Below are 18,011 nucleotides of genomic sequence, written 5' to 3' on the forward strand. Positions count from 1 at the left end.
CGTTGCTTGCACACAGAGAAAGAGAAGGAAGAACACAACATGATCAAAGAAAAAGTCATCATCATCACCGGCGCCTCGTCCGGCATCGGCGAGGCCACGGCCAAGCTGCTTGCAAGCCAAGGCGCCAAGGTCGTGCTCGGCGCGCGACGGGCAGACAACCTGAAGCGAATCGCCGACGAGATCAAACAGCACGGCGGCCAGGCCGTGTATCAGGAGCTGGACGTCACCAAGCAGTCCGAGAACGATGCCATCGTCAAGCTGGCTAAGGAAAAGTTCGGCCGCGTGGATGTCATGTTTCTCAACGCCGGCCTGATGCCGAACTCGCCGCTGTCCGCGCTCAGGACCGACGAGTGGCACCAGATGGTCGATGTCAACGTTAAGGGTGTGCTCAATGGGGTGGCGGCCGTGCTGCCCGAGTTCCTGGCGCAGAAGTCCGGCCACGTCATCGCCACCTCTTCGGTAGCAGGTCTCAAGGCCTATCCGGGCGGCGCCGTCTATGGCGGCACCAAGTGGTTCGTGCGCGACTTCATGGAAGTCCTGCGCATGGAGTCCGCCATGGAGGGCTCCAACATTCGCACCGCGACGATCTACCCCGCAGCCATCAATACCGAGTTGCTGAAGACCTTCACCGACAAGACGTCTCTCGACCAGATGCAGGGCGTCTATGACAAGTTCGGCATTTCGCCGGATCGGATCGCCAACGTCGTGGCCTTTGCGATCGACCAGCCTGAGGACACGACGATCAATGAGTTCACGGTCGGGCCAGCAAATCAACCTTGGTAAGGGGTGCTCCATGACTCCAGCATCTTTCCGCGAGGCAGGCCGCCAGCGCGGCGGCCTGCCGGGCGCCAAAATGCGTCCAGCCTTCATCGCCACCTTCTTGGTCCTGGGCATGGGCCTCGTGTCGGGAGCGTCGGCGCAGCAGGACAACGTCGCCGGGTTGGCCTACGACGCGCAGACGCGCAGCGCGGTGCCTATCCCTGCATCCGAGCGCGCCTTGCAGGCGGCCGTGGCCGAACCCTGGTTCAAGGTGTCCAACGAGGGCTTGATCCTCGAAGGGGCGATCTTCGACCGCAGTGGGAATTTGCTTTTTTGCGACGTGAGCGGGCGCCGCGTGTTGCGTCTGACGCCGAACAAGCGGTTGTCCACCGTCGTCACGCTGGACGCGCTCTCGCCGGGCGGCCTGTCCTTCCATCCGAACGGGCGTCTTTTCATCGCGGCACTGGACATTCCGAACAACCGCGGCGCGATCTTCGCGGTGAACCCGGATGGCTCGGGCCTGCAGGCGGTCGTACCACCCCTGGCCGGGTACATGCCCAATGATCTGGTGTTCGATGCACGCGGCGGCTTCTACTTCACCGATTTCAAGGGCAATGCGACCGAACCCAAGGGCGGCGTGTACTACGCCGCGCCGGACCTGAGCACGATCAAGCCCGTGCTGCCTCATCTCGCGATGGCCAATGGCCTGGCGCTCAGTCCCGACGGCAAGACGCTGTGGGCCACCGAGTTCGGCCGTAACCTGCTGCATCGGATCGAACTGGCGGACGCGACCACTATCGCGCCCATCGGCTCGGCCATCGCCTACCACTTCACTGGCCCCGCGCCGGACTCGATGCGGGCGGACGCCGACGGCAATGTGTACGTGGCGATCTACGGACAGGGTCGCGTGCTGGCTTTCAATCGCAACGGCATCCCCATCGGCCAGGTCCTGCTGCCCGGACGTGATGGCGGCCACAACCTGGCTTCCACCAGCCTGGCCATTCACCCCAGTAGGAACGATCTCTACGCCGTCACCAGTGACATGGACAAGGGCCTAGGCGCGACGGTGTTCCATGCCAAGGCGTTCAACAGGGGGCTGCCGCCGGCTTCAACCCAATGATCCGCCTTGACAACGCGGCGGGCCACTCGGCCGCTCGCGGCCTGAACGGAGGGCTCGTCCATGGACCGTCGAACATTTATCACCGGAGGCGCCAGGGTGGCCTCGGGTGTGGTGCCGACCGCGGCGACATCCTGGGAGCAGACACCGCCGAGCTCCCAAAAGGGAGACACCTGAATAGGGCGGGCCCATTGGACCAACCCAGCAGGAGGACCCCATCCATGCGCATCTGATTCTGACAACTCACAAGACGCGGAAGTAGCTGACACCGCATTGGTCGCTGCCACCCCTGGCCATGCCAAACGCCAACGCCTTTGAGCGTTACAGAAAGGATTCCACGATGAAACACCCCATCGAGACCGAACCTCCGGTCGAACTGAGCGCCGACGAAGCGGCGCTCCTGAGCGAGATGCCTGAGTTGGATGGCGTCGGCCAGTCGCGGCGCACCTTCATGATCAATTCCGCCGTGGGCGGCGTGGGCGTGTTCGCGGCGAACCTCCTGGCCCAGGAGGCCGCATTGGCGCAGATGTCGCTAGCCGAGGGGGCGTCCGTTGCACCAATCAAGGCGCAGAACGTCGTCCAAGTGGCCTTCCAGGTCAACGGCGTGCAGCAGACGCTGCAACTCGACTCGCGCGTTGTGCTGCTGGACGCGCTGCGCGAACGACTAGCGTTGACGGGGTCCAAGAAGGGGTGCGATCAAGGACAGTGCGGCGCTTGCACGGTGCTGGTGGACGGGCAGCGTGTCCTTTCCTGCCTCACCCTGGCTGCGACCCTCGAAGGGCGTGAAGTCACCACAGTTGAAGGGCTGGCTCAGGGCGACCAACTTCATCCGGTGCAGGCCGCTTTCATCAAGCACGACGGCTTCCAGTGCGGCTACTGCACGCCGGGACAGATTTGCTCGGCCGTGGGCCTGCTCGGCGAGGCCCGTCGCGGCGACGTCAGCCACGTTACCGCAGACGTCGGAAAGACAACGACACGCCTGACGGACGACGAAATCCGCGAGCGCATGAGCGGCAACATCTGCCGCTGCGGCGCCTATCCCGGCATCGTTGCCGCAGTGAAGGAGGCGCACTCAGGTCGCCAGACCGCCCAGACCTGGGCATTCGCCACTGAGATGCAATTGGCGTCGGTACGTAAGGAGGATGGCCATGAGACCGTTTGAGTATGTAAGAGCGGCCGACGTCGCATCCGGTGCTGCCGCGGTGGCGGGCGTTCCTGGCGCGAAATTTCTCGCGGGTGGGTCCAACCTCGTGGACCTGATGAAGGAAGATGTCGAGCGGCCCACGCGCTTGGTGGATATCCGCCAGTTGCCGCTGCGGCAGATCCAGCGCACCCGCGTCGGCCTGTCCGTGGGTGCGCTAGCGACCAACACCGAGACCGCCAATCATCCGCTGATCCGTGAGAACTACCCGCTGCTGACCCAAGCCATCGTCGCTGGTGCCTCGGGGCAGTTGCGCAATATGGCGACCAACGGCGGCAACCTCCTGCAACGCACCCGCTGCAACTACTTCTACGACACCGCTACGCCGTGCAACAAGCGCGAGGCCGGAAGCGGCTGTGGCGCGCGCGAGGGGCTGAACAAGATCCACGCCGTGCTCGGCTGGAGCGAAGCCTGTGTGGCGACCTACCCGGGCGACATGGCCAACGCGCTGTACGCACTGGATGCCAACGTGCGCATCCGAGCGACGGACGGACGTGAGCGACTAATCCCCATCGCCGACTTTCATCGCCTGCCGGGCGATACGCCGCAGCGGGATAACAACCTCGAACACGGGGAGCTGATCCTCGCCATCGAGTTACCGGTCTCGGCCGCGGAGTTCGCACGCAACTCCCACTACCTCAAGGTGCGCGACCGGACCTCTTACGCCTTCGCCATGGTCGCCGTTGCTGCTGCCCTGCAGCTCGACGGCAGCACCATTCGCCAGGCGCGTGTGGTGCTGGGCAGCGTCGCCCACAAGCCCTGGCGCAGTGCCGAGGCCGAGGCCGCGCTGGTTGGCCAGCGCGCGAACGAGGACACGTTCCGCCAGGCTGCCCAGGCTGCACTGAGCGGTGCCCGTCCGTTGGCCCACAACGCCTACAAGGTGGAACTGGGCCAACGATCCGTCGTGCGTGCGCTGATGCGCGCCGCGAGACTGACCTGAGCGTAAGGAGAATCGTCATGGCACGCTATCTCGGAAAAGAAACGACCCGGGTGGACGGGATCGCCAAAGTCACGGGCAAGGCCAAGTACACGGCCGAGTTCCAGGTTCCGCATGTCGCCTACGGCTTCATAGTGCTGAGCACGGTGGCCAAGGGCTGGATTGCCGCGATCGATACCCGCGAAGCTGAACAGGCTGCAGGCGTGGTGCGCGTCTTCACCCATCTCAATGCCGGCCGTCTGGGCAAGGCTCCGGCCGCCGATGCGCCGTCGCAATGGGCCTGGCCGCTGCAGTCGGATCGGGTGTTCTTCAACGGCCAGCCGATCGCCCTGGTGGTCGCCGAAAGCTACGAGCAGGCACGCCATGCGGCGCGCTTGGTGAAGGCTACCTACCAAGCCGAGGCGCATGTGACCGATTTGCACGCGGTAATTGATCGGGCGCAGCCGGATCCAGACACGGCCAAGGGCAAGCCGCGGGGCAACCCGACTGCCGCGCTCGAGGCCGCAGCGGTCAAGATCGAGTCGGAGTACCGCATCCCGATCAACCACCACAATCCCATCGAGCCCCACGCGGCGATTGCCTTCTGGGAAGGCGAACAGCTCACGATCTTCGACAAGACCCAGAACGTCTATGGCGTCCAGAAGCACCTGGCCGAAGGCTTGGGCGTGCCCGCCGAGAAGATCCGGGTGGTATCGCCCTTCGTCGGCGGCGCCTTCGGCTCCTCGCTCAAACCGAACTACTACCCGTCGCTCACCGCCATGGCCGCGCGCGAGCTTAAGCGCCCGGTCAAGGTGGTCCTTACGCGCGCGCAGATGTTCACAGGGCACGGTTATCGGCCGCAGACGATCCAGAAGGTCACCCTCGGCGCGGACCCAAGCGGCAAGCTGCAGGCCATCGTCCACGAGGCCTTCCACAACACCTCCTCCTTCGAACCGTTTTCGGACAACACCACCAGCTTTCTCAAGCAGGTCTATGCCTGCCCCAACCTGCATGCGCCGCTCAAGGTCGCTGCCACCGACCTCGCGACGCCGACCTGGATGCGCGCCCCGGGTGCGGTCAGCGGCATGTTCGCGCTGGAGAGTGCGATGGACGAGCTGGCCTACGCCCTGAAGATCGACCCGCTGCAGCTGCGCCTGATCAACTATGCCGAGGTCGATCCGGAAAGTGGAAAGCCGTTCTCCAGCAAGGCCCTGCGCGAGTGCTACCGCTTGGGCGCGGAGAAGTTCGGCTGGAAAAGCCGCAACCCCGAGCCGCGCTCGATGCGCGATGGCAAGCTGCTGGTCGGCTGGGGCATGGCGTCGAGCGTGTGGGGCGCCATGCAGATGCCCGCGAGCGCGCGCGTCATCTACCGCGCCGACGGCACCGCCAGCGTGACCAGCGCGACCAGCGATATCGGCCCGGGCACGTACACGGTGATGACCATGATCGCCGCCGAATTCCTCGGGCTTCGGCTGGACCAGGTGAAGTTCGAGCTGGGTGACACGCGACAACCCCAGGCGCCGGCCCAGGGTGGCTCGTGGACGACCTCCAGCGTCGGCTCCGCGGTGCGCGGCGCAGCGCTGAGCATCACCGCGAAGTTGCTGGATCTGGCGAACCGGGAGGCCGCTTCGCCCCTGCGCGGCATCGCAGCCACCGACGTGGAGATGCTCGACGGCCGCTTGCGCGCCAAGGGCGATCCGTCACGCTCCGTCGATATAGCCGAGGTCATGCGGCGCACGGGCACCAGCGAGATCAACGAGGTTCACAACTCGACGCCGTCACCCGAGCGCGCGAAATATGCCTCGCTGGCCCATGGCGCCCAGTTCGTCGAGGTGAAGGTCGATCCCGACCTGGGCACGATCCGGGTGACCCGCGTGATTGAGATCACCGCCTGCGGAAAGATCCTCAACCCGCTGGCCTCGCACAGCCAGGAGATCGGTGGCGTGGTCTGGGGCATCGGCATGGCGCTAGAAGAGGCAACCGAAGTGGACCACCGCACCGGCCGCATCATGAACGCGAGCCTACAGCACTACCACGTGCCGGTGAACGCCGACATCCACGCCATCGAGACCATCTTCGTCGAGGAAGACGACACCATCGTCAACCCGCTGGGCGTCAAAGGCATGGGCGAGTTGGGCATGGTCGGCATCCCGGCGGCCATCGCCAACGCCGTGTACCACGCCACCGGCAAGCGCATTCGTGACCTGCCCATCACTCCGGAAAAGCTGCTATGAATCCACCCAGTACGGCAACAAGGTCCACGGGGCGCCTCAGCCCCGGAAGCCCGACTCCGGAGGTGCCGCGGTCCTGGTCCCGACGGGTCGCCGCGCTCATTCTGTTTGCATTCGGTACGGTGCTCGCTGTGGGCGGCGCGATCCTGGCAGCGAACGGTGGCTCGCTCTACTACGTGGTCACCGGTTTGGCCTATGTCCTCAGCAGCGTCTTGCTCTGGCGAGGTGATGCGCGCGGGGTATGGTTCTACGGCGCGATGCTCGTCTGGACCGTGGCTTGGAGCCTTTGGGAAGTCGGCTTCTCGGGCTGGCAACTCGCCCCCCGTCTGATCGCCCCCTTCGTCCTCGCCGCCTTGTTGCTGCTGCCGTCCATCAGGCGGTTGCCGTCGCCTTGGCGGGTACGTGGCGGGGCCACCTTCGCTGGCGGCCTGGTCGCCGCGGTGGTGGTGGGCAGCGTTGCCCATAGCCTGGGCGCGGACACTGCGGTGCCCTCGCTGCGGCGCGGTGTCCAGGCGCAGGCGCCGGGACCACTGCCGCAACCGCTGGCGACGATCGAGCGCGACGACTGGCGGGCCTACGGCAATGACCAGGGCGGCACGCGCTTCAGTCCGCTGGACCAGATCAACACCTCCAACGTCTCCGGCCTGACCAAGGTCTGGCAAGCCGAGATGACGGCGACAGTGCCCGGCGAAATGAATGCGCTGCAGACGACACCCATCATGGTGGGCGGTACTTTGTACGCCTGCGACGGCAACAACGGCGTGCACGCCTTCGACGCTGAAACCGGGAAGGTGCGCTGGCGGCGCAACGTCTCTGGCGGCCAGGAGCCGTCCGGCAAGCCCTGCCGCGGTGTGGCCTACTACAAGGTGCCGGATGCCCCGGAGGGGAGGATGTGCGCCGAGCGCATCTTCGCGCCCAGCCACAACCCGACACTGGCGGCCATCGATGCACGCACGGGCGAACTCTGCCCTGGCTTCGGCGACAAGGGCCTGGTGGATCTTCAACAGGGCATCGAACCCTATCCGCATGGCCTGTTCTACGTCAGCTCGGCACCGCAGGTGATCCGCGGCAAGGTCGTGGTCGGCGGCGGCATCCCGGATGGCCAGTACTGGGGCGGCCCCTCGGGTGTCATCCGGGCATTCGACGCCGTGACGGGCGAACTGGCCTGGGCGTTCGATGCCGGTGTCCCAGATCGAATCGGCGCGCCACCGGAGGGGCAGGTCTATACGCCATCGCTGCCCAACAGTTGGGCGCCAATCAGTGCCGATGAGCAACTCGGCCTTGTTTACATGCCGATGGGCGGGGCGACGCCCGATGCGTTCGGCGGCATGCGCCGCCCATTCGATGATGACATTGGCAGCGCCGTCGTCGCACTTGACGCCGAGACAGGCCGGATGCGCTGGCGCTTCCAGACCACCCACCACGACATCTGGGACTATGACGTCGCGTCGCAGCCGACCTTGGCTAACCTGCCCACGCCGCAGGGCGTTCGTCCGGCGCTGATCCAGCCGACCAAGCGCGGCGAAATCTTCGTGCTCGACCGTGAGACCGGCGAGCCGATCAAGACGGTGCGGGAGTTGCCCGCGCCGCAAGGCGGTATCGCCGAGGGCGAGCGCCTGTCCCCGACCCAGCCTGAATCCAGCGACCTGCCTGCGTTCCGCGAACCCGACTTGCGCGAGAAGGACATGTGGGGCATGACACCGCTCGATCAGTTGTACTGCCGCATCGAGTTCAAGCGTTCGCGCTACGAGGGCATGTTCACCCCGGTCACGCTCAACAAGACCATCGTGATCGCTCCTGGCTCCATGGGCGGCGTCAACTGGAACGGCATCTCTCTCGACGCGGACCGCGGCATCATGATCGTCAACTGGACTCAGGTGCCCGACCGGCTCGAACTAATCACGCGCGAGGAGTCCACGCGCCGCAACTTCCAGATCGCGCCGGGCCTGGATGCGGGCGGGCAGACCGACCAGCCGATGCTGAACACGCCCTATGGCGCCTACCGCACCCAGTTCCTCTCGCCGCTGGGCTCACCCTGCACCGCGCCGCCATGGGGGCTGATCGCCGGCGTTGATCTGGTGAACGGCAAACTGCTCTGGTCCAAGCCGTTCGGCACCGGGCGCGACATCGGCCCGCTGAAGCTGGGTGTGAAGACGATGCTCCCTATCACCATCGGTACGCCCACTGCTGGCGGTGCGGTAACGACACGCGGCGGGCTGGTGTTCATCGGCGGCGCCGCCGAGCACACCTTCCGTGCGTTGGATGCCGCCACCGGCCGGGAACTGTGGAGCAGCCGTCTGGCCACCAGCGCCAATGCGACGCCAATGACCTACCGCAGCCCGGTCAGTGGTCGGCAGTTCGTGGTGGTCGCCGAAGGCGGTCGGCCTGCCTACGGCACCAAGCCAGGAACGAAGCTGGTGGCCTTCGCGCTGCCTGCGGCCCAGCAGTGAGGGCTCCGCCGATGCGTATCGCCGCGATAGCTTTGGTCATGCTGACGGCACTCGGCCTGAGTGCCTGTGCGTATCTACACAAGCCATTGGGACAACTGCCCCAAGGTGAGTGGCTCAGTGCCGTGCAGGCCTCGCCGCAGTACCGCGATGGCGCCTTCCGCAACGAAGTACCGTCCCCACCGCGCCCCAATGGTTTGGCCTTCGCATGGAGGGTGATACAAGGCCAATTTGCGGCCAAGGAGCGGCCCAGGCCCCCAGCACCCCTGCCAGCTATCAAAACTGACCTGGCAGCCCTGCCGCTCGATCAGGACATCGTGGTCTGGCTCGGACACTCGTCGTACTTCGTGCAAGTGGGTGGCAGGCGCCTCCTGGTTGATCCGGTGTTCAGCAGCTACGCAGCGCCGCTGCCTTGGATGGTGAAGGCGTTTGATGGCACGAGCATCTACAGCGTCGAAGACATTCCGGAGGTCGATGCCGTGCTGATCTCGCACGACCACTACGACCACCTCGACTACGCCAGCATGAAGGGTCTGCTGTCTAAGACCCGTGTGGTCATCGCCGGGGTGGGCAACGGCGCGCATCTAGCGCATTGGGGCTATCCGCCAGAGAAGATCCGCGAGATGGATTGGCATCAGACGGTGGAGCTTGCGCCCGATCTGAAGATCCACGTGCTGCCGGCACAGCATTACTCGGGCCGCTTCATGGATCGCAATCAGGCATTGTGGGCCAGCTTTGCGGTCGAGACGCCACAGCGGCGCCTGTACTTCAGCGGTGACACCGGCTTCGGTCCGCATTTCGAGAGTATTGCCAAGCGCTTCGAGAGCTTCGACCTGGTGGCGCTGGACGCAGGTCAGTACAACGAGCGCTGGGCCGATATTCACATGAATCCGGAAGAGGCGTCGCGCGCTGCCGAAATCCTGCGTGCACGCGCCTTGCTGACGGCTCATGCCGGCCGATTCACCCTGGCCCGCCATGCCTGGGACGAGCCTTTCCAGCGCGCCGCCGCTGCGAGTGTGGGCAAGTCCTATCGACTCCTGACGCCGCGCATCGGGGAAGCGATCCACCTGAGCGACGCTGGCCAGCAATTCCAGACATGGTGGTCTGGCATCGAATAGGCGCTTCAGTTCTCAAGACGGGAACAACCGACGCGGCTACTCAGAATCGATAGGCGGCATCACCCCCCAACTGCGCCCAGGCACCGGCTCAAATTAGCGGACGTTCCCCCTCGTTGACGATCACTGAGCCGGCATCACGTCGGTCTGCCAAATTGTCTATGTCTACGCGCGCGAAGGCACTGAGCGTGAGCGTCCTGTCGTTCCATATTGACCCGGGCCCGAGTCCGTGATCCTCAAGAGGATCGTTGATCCAACGGAGGCGACGCACTCCGCGAGGTTGAGGGCGGCCAGCAGCAGGTATTTCTCGACATCGGTGCGCACACGCAGCAAGGTAAGCGCGCGGTGATCCTGTCTTGACTACAGTCGCAGATCAGGCTGCCGACGGCACCCATCGATGCTGCAGCAGCTCGGCGACGCGACTGCCCGGCACACGCATTGAGGCAGTGAGGCTCCAGCAGGGCAACAGTGGGTTTCCATTGGACGATGTCATCGTCGGTGTGATCGATGCTGTCGGGCAGTGGAAGTTGCTGGAGATTCGGATCAAGCGGACGATCACCTTCAGCCCGAAGGACTAGGTTTTCATCAAGGTCGCCGGGCAGATCGCCGGCACCGGCTAGAGCGAACGCTTCAAGTCCTCGACGGTGGCGATGGCCATCGTCGCGAGCCGTGGCTCAGCCAAGATCGAGGGGCGTACTAGGACCCGCTGGCGTTGGCGTCATAGTTAGACGAAGAAGACTCCGCTCCTTAGGGTCTCGTCAAACGCGTCGTGCGTGTTGCTTCGGTAAAGCAGGCGAACTTGCCAAAGGTAGAACGATCGAACCACCTCTCCTTCGGCGGCAGGGAGCTCCCGGTAGGTCGTTCCGCGAGAGACCAAGGCTGCACCGCAGGCCCCACTCAGTGGCCCCGGACGCACCGGACCCCAGCCGGTATTCCAGTGAGCGTAGTCCGCCACCACTTGTTCATCCTCGAGGACCTCGAGCGTGGTGCCCACTTGACGCACCTCGGTTTGAGCAGTTCTCGCGAGCGTCGGCACGAAAAGGCGAGATGGATAGAGGTTCAATTGCAGGTATCCCATGCGACCAAAGTCCATCCGTCCGGCCAAGGGCAACGACCCCGACGGATCGTCCAGTAGCTGGTCGAGGGGCACTGCGCCCAACCAAGTCTTCTTGTCGAGCGGCGTCGTGGGCAGGCTTGGCAGCGAGGGCATGTCGCGCCAGAAGGAATCGAGATGCGCAGCCAGATCCTGGTCAGGCACCTCGCTGTCGCCGGCCTGCAGCCAGCGTACCAGCGACACCTCCGCGCAGCGTCCCATCGTCATCTCGACAGGAGTGCTGAGAGCGATCAGCTCATCGCCGGGGCGCTCGGCCGCTGCGCTATCGACGACGCTTCGCAGGATTCCCTCGATCGCGTTCGAGTCCCCGCTGAAGTCTCTCCGCGCCGGCACCCATGCCGGACGCGACGGCCTCAGCGCGGCCAGCGTCGGATGGATGGGCAAGGCCTTGAGCGCGCTGTGGCGTACGACACTGGGCGGCAGTCCCCACAACCGCTCCGCAACAGCCAAGGTGCGCAAGTAGGCAGAGATCGCACGAAGGGCGGCGCGGGCGGAGAATGGGCCCACGAAGCCCTTGCCCAGGGGCCGCGCAAAGTGCCAGAGGTCGCCCTGCAGGGGAGCCTCGGGATAGGCCCTCCCGTTTTGAGCCCATTCGAACGCCATCTGGCGAATTAGTGGAAGGTCGGTTCGAAGCTCCAGCCTGCTCAGCGTTGTCCGGAATATCCTGGCTAGGTCCACCCCCTGCACCCCATCGAAATCACCGGGCGTTTCGAAGTCATTCGGCGCCGCTTTGAGGTCGGCATCGAGCGCCTGGGCCGTGAAACCGAGCGCCTCGAGGAACAGATTGGACAGTAGTGACGGCTTTGGTGTGTGGGCTGGAAGGTCGGCATTCGGGGCACCGCCGTGTGCACTCGCCGCCATCCAGAAGATGCAGAGAACCTCGACGACTTCTGCTTCGAGCTTGCGCGAGTGCAGCAGCGTCAGCAGCGCGGCCTCGGTCTCGGCCGCCGTCGCGGGATCGCCTAGCCTGGTCACAAGCTCCTGAATGGTCCACCACCGGCCGGCCGGCGTCGGCCAGCCAAGACGAGCGATAAGAATTCGAAGGTCGTCCATCAAGCCCCCGGCGCGTCGGCAGCAGCCAGCTCAGTCCCCCAGCGCGGGAAGGTCAGTGGGAGAGTTCGGGTGTCTTCGAGCACGCAGTCGACCATGACCTGCGCGAACGCAACCGCCGCATCGATGCGTCCCTGCTTCGCGTAGAAGTACACCATGGCCTCGCCCGGCGCAAATCGCGGCCGCTCTGGTTCGCCGAACATGGCATAGGCCGTTTCGGTCACGAAGTTGTCGCACAACGTTGGATAGTACCGAACCACTAGGTCGAGCCGTGCGAGTGTCCTCTCATGGGGCTCGATGTAGCCGATCCAGGCACCGCTGTTGATCTGCGCGCTGACGAGGTACTTCCAAGCGGCCCTCAGTCCGCCCTGCTTGCGTCGGGTGTGAAAGGCATGGCCGGACAGGTGAAGCAAGTCACGGCCTCGACCTCGGTTGGACAAGAGTGAGTCATCGAGCGCTTCGAGGAGTCGTTTCCCCTGGCCCTTGGCGTCCCAGTGCCGATACCAAGCCTGAAGCGCCGCGTCCTCGTCGTAACCACCGCCTGACAGTCGATCGAGCAGGGCTTTCAGCTGCTCGGGCTCGAAGGTCGAGACGTCACCATCGAAGGGCTTGCCATCCGTGTTGGAGCCCGCGCGTTCCTGACGATCTAGCACGCCGATGTCCCACCCGCTGTGAGTCTTGAGTACCTGTAGCCGATCAGCGGCACTCGCGACGCCATCCTTGGCAAGCCGCTGTAGCAAATCGCCAACTTCCGGGTGCAGGCCCGTGCGCATCAGCGCATCGAGCGGCCAGCCGGCCTTCACGCCCTGCTCGACGTAGGCATTCAGGCTGTTCTCTGCCTGAGACCACTGCCCGGCGTCGACGTGCTCCTCGTACTTTGCAACCAATGCGGCGGGAGCCAGCTTGGACAGCAGCGCGTCGGCCTCAGCTAGCACATGCCGAGTGCCGCTGCCGTCCGTGTAGTCCAGCACCGAGTGGACTTGAGAGGCCACCTTCGCCAGTAGTCGACGCGCATCCTTCGGCGAAGCTTCGACCAGGAAGCCGATCGCGTCGAGGGTGTTGTTCAACGTCGGGTCCTTGCGATGCGAGAAGCCCGTTGCCAGCTCCCAGGTCTTCCGACAGAGTTCGCGCGCTGGCGCCACTAAACCATGCGTGACTGCGATCCCGCACAACTGCAGCGGCGTCTGCAGATGCACGCTGGTCTCCTGTCTGATCTCCGCATCGAACAGCTCGTGCTGGGATTGCACGAAGGCTGCCGCGGCCTCATCGGACATCTTCGTCAAGAGTCCAGCGGAGTACTGCTCGCGGAAGGACACAGCATCGAACCATTTGAATGCCCCTGCGGCGGCCAGCGTCGCGTCTGTCAGGTCAGCCGCCACGGAATGGCCCAACAGGATGCTGCCGAGACGGACGTCGCAGGCCACGTGATGCAGGGCTGCCCTGAAGTCATCGGCTGCTGATTGCCAGTCGTAGCTCTGTCGGAAATGCCGGAACTCCACCGGCGTCAACAGCTCATAGAGTTCGTGGAAGTCCACAAACTCGCCCCGCCACCAGTGATGCGCAACCTGTGCGGCGATGCCCGAGAGCGCATCCAGGAAGTTCGTGATGTTCTCTCGATCGGCGTAGACCGGTGCGCGCGCAAGGCTGAACTCGGGCTGCCCTTCCGCGGCTATGCAAAGGCTCAAGTGCACAGCGCTGAAGAACCAGTGGTGCACTAGCCTCGCGAGCTTCAGCTTGCGCTCGCGGTAGTCGACCCCCAGCCAGTCGATTGGAATCGAAGCGTTCAAGGTCGTCACGGCCCGCATGTGAGCTGACTCCAGGGCTGCAACAAAGGGCGTTCTGGCGAGTGCGTTGAAGTCGGGGCGCTCGACGACGCTCACGCCGATCTGAGCGGCGGCCCGGAGACAGGCATCGCTGACCACGCACTTGCGTCGGCCGTCGTCCATCGAGGCCGCGAGCGACATCAGCTCATCAAGCTGCCCGTCTGCGGCCATCAGCCGTACGCGCGGCAACCACCCCTCTGGGTGAGCGCGTGTCACGAGCTGCTTGAGCGTCTCCGGCGTGGTCCCCACTGCGCCCAGGCGCGCAAACGCACCCGCCAGGAAACGGAAGGCATCCAAGCCGTTGCCTGTGGCGTATTCGCTCGAGAACCGGCTCGCGCCTCGGAAGCGCAGAAGCGTCTCCTCGCCGCAGGCCTCGGCCATGATGTAGTCGCCGCGAGCTCTCAGCGCTAGACCCAGCGCCGCCACAAGTTTGATATCCGTCTCGTGTCTGGACGCGACGGCCTCGCGGATCACACCGTCGTCTGGCGCCAGCGTCCACGTGTAAGAGACCAGCCGGGCCATATCTTCGTCCTGCATCTGGTACTGACTGCCATCAACCATGCGAGCCTTCAGATGCTGCAGCCGATAGGCCTGCGCAAACTCGGCCTGATCCAGCGCAGCGGCCACGGCATCGGTGATCAACGTGTCGAATAGCGACTGCGGATAGCCTTCTTCCAGGCGCAGTAGGACCCAGTCTCGGGTCAGGCCTGCGATCAGGTGACTCGGATCGCCGAGTTGCGCCTGCACTGTCCACAGCCAGTTGACCCGCAATGCGTTGGGCGCCGACGTCTCCAGCCAGCGCGCGACCTCCGGACGCAACGCCGCGATGCGATCATCGTAGCCGTCGGTCGACCGCACGTGCACGGCCAGGCTCTCGTGGAAGACCTTCAGACCGGCGGCCGACGAATGAAGCAGATGCTCCACTTTTTCGATCTCCGGCGTCGCTAGCTTCATCGCGGTCGCGATCTCGCCGAACGAAGTCCGTGGCCAGAAGAACGGGAAGGCGCAAACCAATCGCAGCACATCCTTCAGGCTGGGCGAAAGCCGCTCCCACAGCGACCCATAGTAGAACTTCGCGTCCTGACTCAAATCTCCGGTGAGTTGCTCGACGGCCCATCGCGTGACATTGCCGCCGGCAAGCACCAACGCGGAGGTCGCGTAGATGACGTGCAGCGGATGACCGTTGGTCCTGGTGCGGAGCGCCGCCGCGGCATTCTGCAGCTCCTGCTCAGCGGCAGCCTCGCGTGCCGCGGAAACTTCAGGCGGTTCAGTCTCCTCCGCCTCCGCATGAAGTTCCGGCTCGTCGGGCATTTCGGGCTCGACGAGCTCGAAGCCTGTGCTCAACCGACCGGCCCGCACCGCTTGATGCAAGTACGAAAGGACAGCATCGCCGGACATGGCGGGAAGCGTTTTCCAACTCGCCTTCGGTGCCGCAATCAACAGGTCTGTCGGCAGTTGGGCGTCGTCCACCGGCTGGGTGCCCACGAGCAACACCAAGTTTTCAGGACACGGCACCAGTTGGGCGAACAGGTCCTCCAGAGGTCGTTTGTCCTCGGCATTGATGCGCCAGACATGATCGAGGCCGTCCAGAATCAGCACGAAGGGCTTGTCGAGCGTCTTGTAGTGCGCTGCAGCGGCTTGCAACAGCGCGTGCAGGCCACCCGATGTTCGGGGGATGGCCGGATGAAATCGCTCGATCTGCGACCGGATTGACTCCTCGACGACGTAGCTGTGCACGCGATCCCGACTGCGCTCTGTCGTAGATAGGAAGTAGTGGTGGCGAACCGTTGGAACGTCTTCGTCGGCGAGTGTGTCGCACAGCGCACTGAGGTAGGTGCTCTTGCCGCGACCCGGCGGACCGGTCAGAACGAGCACCTTGCCGGTTGAACGCAGTGTGTCCTCGACGAAAGCATCGTGGAAGTCAGCATCGGGCACCTCATAGCCCTTGGGGACCGCAAAGTCTTCCGGCAGCGGCGCAGGCGGTGTCGCCTGGAGGATCGCACGAAGGTCGGGCAGCGTGATCCAGCCGGACGGCGGCGGAGAGTTCTTCTGCGTCGCCCAGTTCAGGGCGATGTTCTTCAAGACGGCGATGCCCTCTGGCGTGCCATACATGCGCAGCCGTGCGTTGACCTCGTGCTCAAGGGTCTCGTAGCCCTTGTCACTGTGCTTGATTTGCAGTCGACCGAGAAACTCCTCACAGTTCTTCTCATCGCCGAGTTCGGCGATGAGCATCACGCGCCTCGGGTCCGCGACCTTTGCGAGATCGATCTTCCCCCCGGCCATGCAGGCTTCGATCTCGGCATCCGGCCGCCGGTTGGTCAGCAGAGAGAGATCGCCGATGCGGGCCGGGTTCAGCGACCTGTACGCGTCAAACCACTTTTTCAGCATCGAGCGGGACCGCTCCGTCTTGCCGGATTTCTCAAGAAGCCAATCCCAAGATAGCGGATGCGCATCAGGGTTCGGCGTGAACTTGACCTGCTTGAGGTCCTGCAAACCGTCCGCGCGCTCGACCACGATGTCGTCCAGACCCATCGGTGCATCCGCCTCAACGTCACACTCGAACTTGACCTTCGCGTACCGAGTCGGCGCGTCCAGCCAGTCGCACAAAAGCCGCAACCCTTGACGGTTCTGATAGATGTAGCCGGCGGAGGTGATCGCGGTGTTCTTGATGTTCTCAGTCATTGGTCACGGTCCCTTCCGCCGCAAGCACAGCGTCGGCCTGCGCCGAGAAATCAGTGATACGGGTGTCCGCCTATGGGGTATTGGAAGTGCGCCGTCATCGAGACACATCCCAGTGGATTCAGATAAATCGCCCAGCAGTGCGATGGGGTCCACATAGAAGTAGCCCTGGCTCACTTGCCTTTTTTGCGGGCGTCCCACTTCTCGTAGCAAGCGTCGAGCGAAGCCTTATGTGCGAGAGCTGACGGAGTTCTGCCTCTTTCCGCCCGTCCGCGCGGTTCCTCAGGCGTATACCTGCTCCTGAACTCCCCTGGAACGCACTGCTTTACGAATATGTCCATCTCAGCGTCGTCGCGGCGCCGATCCTCAGTGGCCGCCAGTCGGTCTGCCGTGCGCTTGTCCTCTGCGACACGTCTCGCTTCGCGGGCAGCGTCCCGGGCTTCCTGCGCCTCGCGCACACGTTGTGCTTCAGCGGCTTGTCGTTTTTCGACGGCTTGACGGTTCACCTCTGAGTCGCTGCGGCGTTTCTCCTGGAGCGCTTGCTGTCGCTCTTGCGAAGCCGCTTCACTTCGTTGGCTCCATGATTTACGTTGTTCAGCCGCCTCGCGATCTCGCTTGAACATTTCCTCGCGCCGCTGCTGGGCTTGCTCCCGTGCGAGTGCTGCGCTATCCGTTGCGGGTGTCTGTGCGACGGCGGTTGTGCTGAGGCTGAGAGCAAAAAGGACAGCCCAAAAAATTCTCATGAAGTCAGTGTCCTACTTGCGGGCTCTAAAGCGTGGGGTGAAGAACGACTGTGTTGTTCTTCTTGAAGTCATCGTCCCAGGTGAGCTGAACCTGGTACTTGGTGCGAGTCATCCCGAGGTGCCGCCAAACTCGTAGCTCAACCGATGCATGGACTGGCAATGTCTCAAGCGGAAACTTAGCCTCAATATCGTCTTGCTGAATGCAGTCAATGTCATCAGGGAAATCAATCCTGACATTGTGCGCAGTGGCCTTGCCTTTGTTGAAGATCTTGAGCCGCTGCACGCTTGCGCCGAGGCTGTAGAAGTTCGCACCCAGCTCGGCTTTCTTTAGGGCATCGGCTTCAGCCTTTTCTTTAGCAATCTGAAGCTGCGAAAGCCTGAAAGTTCTGTAGCCAAAAAGGATGCCAAGCCCAGCGACGAGGGCGCTGCCAGCGAACACGATCCATTCAGGCATCATTTGAAGCGAATGTTCTTACTGCCGCTGAAGGCCTTCTTCAGCGTGTTGTGCAGCTCTTGTTGCACGTCCCAGAGCACCTTGGCTTTCACTTCCTCAAGGTTGACTGCGACGTTCTCGGCGTTTTCCTGCCACAAAACCTCAGCAGTGAGCTCGCGACTGCAGCCTTGACACACCAGAAGGCGCGATTCACCAGCATCCGGGTTGGCATCCAAGAATTCTGTCCCGGCGCAGGTCGGGCAATGTGCCACGACTGTTCGATTGTGTTTACTTAAGTCCATGGTCTTCCACAGTTGAGATTATTTGGTAGAGGCGCCTTGCATGCTGGAAACGATGAGGTAGCTTGAGGTTGACTTGAGTTT

At 63.8% G+C, this 18,011-nt stretch carries 11 protein-coding genes; 7 read left to right on the top strand and 4 right to left on the bottom strand.

The features are described 5' to 3' along the window. Positions 1-39 precede the first annotated feature (39 nt). The 7 genes from AC1RL8_RS08130 (at position 40) to AC1RL8_RS08160 (ending at position 9,789) form a co-directional block, all read left to right on the top strand. Positions 40-783: an SDR family oxidoreductase gene (locus AC1RL8_RS08130; protein ID WP_492684980.1), complete on the top strand. Its 744-nt coding sequence runs from the start codon at positions 40-42 to the stop codon at positions 781-783. 10 nt (positions 784-793) lie between these two features. Beyond that, positions 794-1,879, top strand: a complete 1,086-nt coding sequence (locus AC1RL8_RS08135) for an SMP-30/gluconolactonase/LRE family protein (RefSeq protein WP_492684981.1) — start codon at positions 794-796, stop codon at positions 1,877-1,879. Positions 1,880-2,216: 337 nt separating this feature from the next. Then, positions 2,217-3,038 carry a 2Fe-2S iron-sulfur cluster-binding protein gene (locus AC1RL8_RS08140; protein WP_492684982.1) on the top strand — a complete coding sequence of 274 codons (822 nt, stop codon included), beginning with the start codon at positions 2,217-2,219 and terminating at the stop codon, positions 3,036-3,038. After that, entirely contained in the window at positions 3,025-4,017 is a 993-nt protein-coding gene (locus tag AC1RL8_RS08145) for an FAD binding domain-containing protein (protein WP_492684983.1), read from the top strand. Before AC1RL8_RS08140 ends, AC1RL8_RS08145 begins: the two co-directional genes overlap by 14 nt. A gap of 17 nt (positions 4,018-4,034) precedes the next feature. Then, the gene (locus AC1RL8_RS08150) at positions 4,035-6,227 is read left to right on the top strand and encodes a xanthine dehydrogenase family protein molybdopterin-binding subunit (protein ID WP_492684984.1); all 2,193 of its coding nucleotides are present in this window, start codon (positions 4,035-4,037) and stop codon (positions 6,225-6,227) included. Further along, positions 6,224-8,674: a membrane-bound PQQ-dependent dehydrogenase, glucose/quinate/shikimate family gene (locus AC1RL8_RS08155; RefSeq protein ID WP_492684985.1), complete on the top strand. Its 2,451-nt coding sequence runs from the start codon at positions 6,224-6,226 to the stop codon at positions 8,672-8,674. The genes AC1RL8_RS08150 and AC1RL8_RS08155 overlap by 4 nt, the downstream gene beginning before the upstream one ends. Before the next feature lie 38 nt (positions 8,675-8,712). Further along, entirely contained in the window at positions 8,713-9,789 is a 1,077-nt protein-coding gene (locus tag AC1RL8_RS08160; protein ID WP_492684986.1) for an MBL fold metallo-hydrolase, read from the top strand. A 721-nt stretch (positions 9,790-10,510) separates the two neighbouring features. Here the strand turns inward: AC1RL8_RS08160 and AC1RL8_RS08165 are convergent. From AC1RL8_RS08165 to AC1RL8_RS08180, 4 genes are all read right to left on the bottom strand, one after another. Further along, a complete protein-coding gene (locus AC1RL8_RS08165; protein ID WP_492684987.1) occupies positions 10,511-11,953 on the bottom strand; it encodes a multidrug DMT transporter permease in 1,443 nt (480 codons plus the stop codon). Further along, positions 11,953-16,455 carry an ATP-binding protein gene (locus AC1RL8_RS08170; protein ID WP_492684988.1) on the bottom strand — a complete coding sequence of 1,501 codons (4,503 nt, stop codon included), beginning with the start codon at positions 16,453-16,455 and terminating at the stop codon, positions 11,953-11,955. The genes AC1RL8_RS08165 and AC1RL8_RS08170 overlap by 1 nt, the downstream gene beginning before the upstream one ends. Before the next feature lie 765 nt (positions 16,456-17,220). Further along, positions 17,221-17,652 carry a DUF8453 domain-containing protein gene (locus AC1RL8_RS08175; RefSeq protein WP_493196454.1) on the bottom strand — a complete coding sequence of 144 codons (432 nt, stop codon included), beginning with the start codon at positions 17,650-17,652 and terminating at the stop codon, positions 17,221-17,223. Continuing rightward, positions 17,649-17,930 carry an ECs_2282 family putative zinc-binding protein gene (locus AC1RL8_RS08180; RefSeq protein WP_492684990.1) on the bottom strand — a complete coding sequence of 94 codons (282 nt, stop codon included), beginning with the start codon at positions 17,928-17,930 and terminating at the stop codon, positions 17,649-17,651. The genes AC1RL8_RS08175 and AC1RL8_RS08180 overlap by 4 nt, the downstream gene beginning before the upstream one ends. Positions 17,931-18,011 lie beyond the last annotated feature (81 nt).

The organism is Variovorax sp. GW822-FHT04E09 (genome assembly GCF_058800845.1).

Bases quoted from the DNA above. Each gene is read 5' to 3' on its own strand.
- AC1RL8_RS08150 (WP_492684984.1), top strand. From the start codon at position 4,035: ATGGCACGCTATCTCGGAAAAGAAACGACCCGGGTGGACGGGATCGCC.
- AC1RL8_RS08170 (WP_492684988.1), bottom strand. From the start codon at position 16,455: ATGACTGAGAACATCAAGAACACCGCGATCACCTCCGCCGGCTACATC.
- AC1RL8_RS08165 (WP_492684987.1), bottom strand. From the start codon at position 11,953: ATGGACGACCTTCGAATTCTTATCGCTCGTCTTGGCTGGCCGACGCCG.
- AC1RL8_RS08155 (WP_492684985.1), top strand. From the start codon at position 6,224: ATGAATCCACCCAGTACGGCAACAAGGTCCACGGGGCGCCTCAGCCCC.
- AC1RL8_RS08130 (WP_492684980.1), top strand. From the start codon at position 40: ATGATCAAAGAAAAAGTCATCATCATCACCGGCGCCTCGTCCGGCATC.
- AC1RL8_RS08135 (WP_492684981.1), top strand. From the start codon at position 794: ATGACTCCAGCATCTTTCCGCGAGGCAGGCCGCCAGCGCGGCGGCCTG.
- AC1RL8_RS08140 (WP_492684982.1), top strand. From the start codon at position 2,217: ATGAAACACCCCATCGAGACCGAACCTCCGGTCGAACTGAGCGCCGAC.
- AC1RL8_RS08145 (WP_492684983.1), top strand. From the start codon at position 3,025: ATGAGACCGTTTGAGTATGTAAGAGCGGCCGACGTCGCATCCGGTGCT.
- AC1RL8_RS08180 (WP_492684990.1), bottom strand. From the start codon at position 17,930: ATGGACTTAAGTAAACACAATCGAACAGTCGTGGCACATTGCCCGACC.
- AC1RL8_RS08175 (WP_493196454.1), bottom strand. From the start codon at position 17,652: ATGATGCCTGAATGGATCGTGTTCGCTGGCAGCGCCCTCGTCGCTGGG.
- AC1RL8_RS08160 (WP_492684986.1), top strand. From the start codon at position 8,713: ATGCTGACGGCACTCGGCCTGAGTGCCTGTGCGTATCTACACAAGCCA.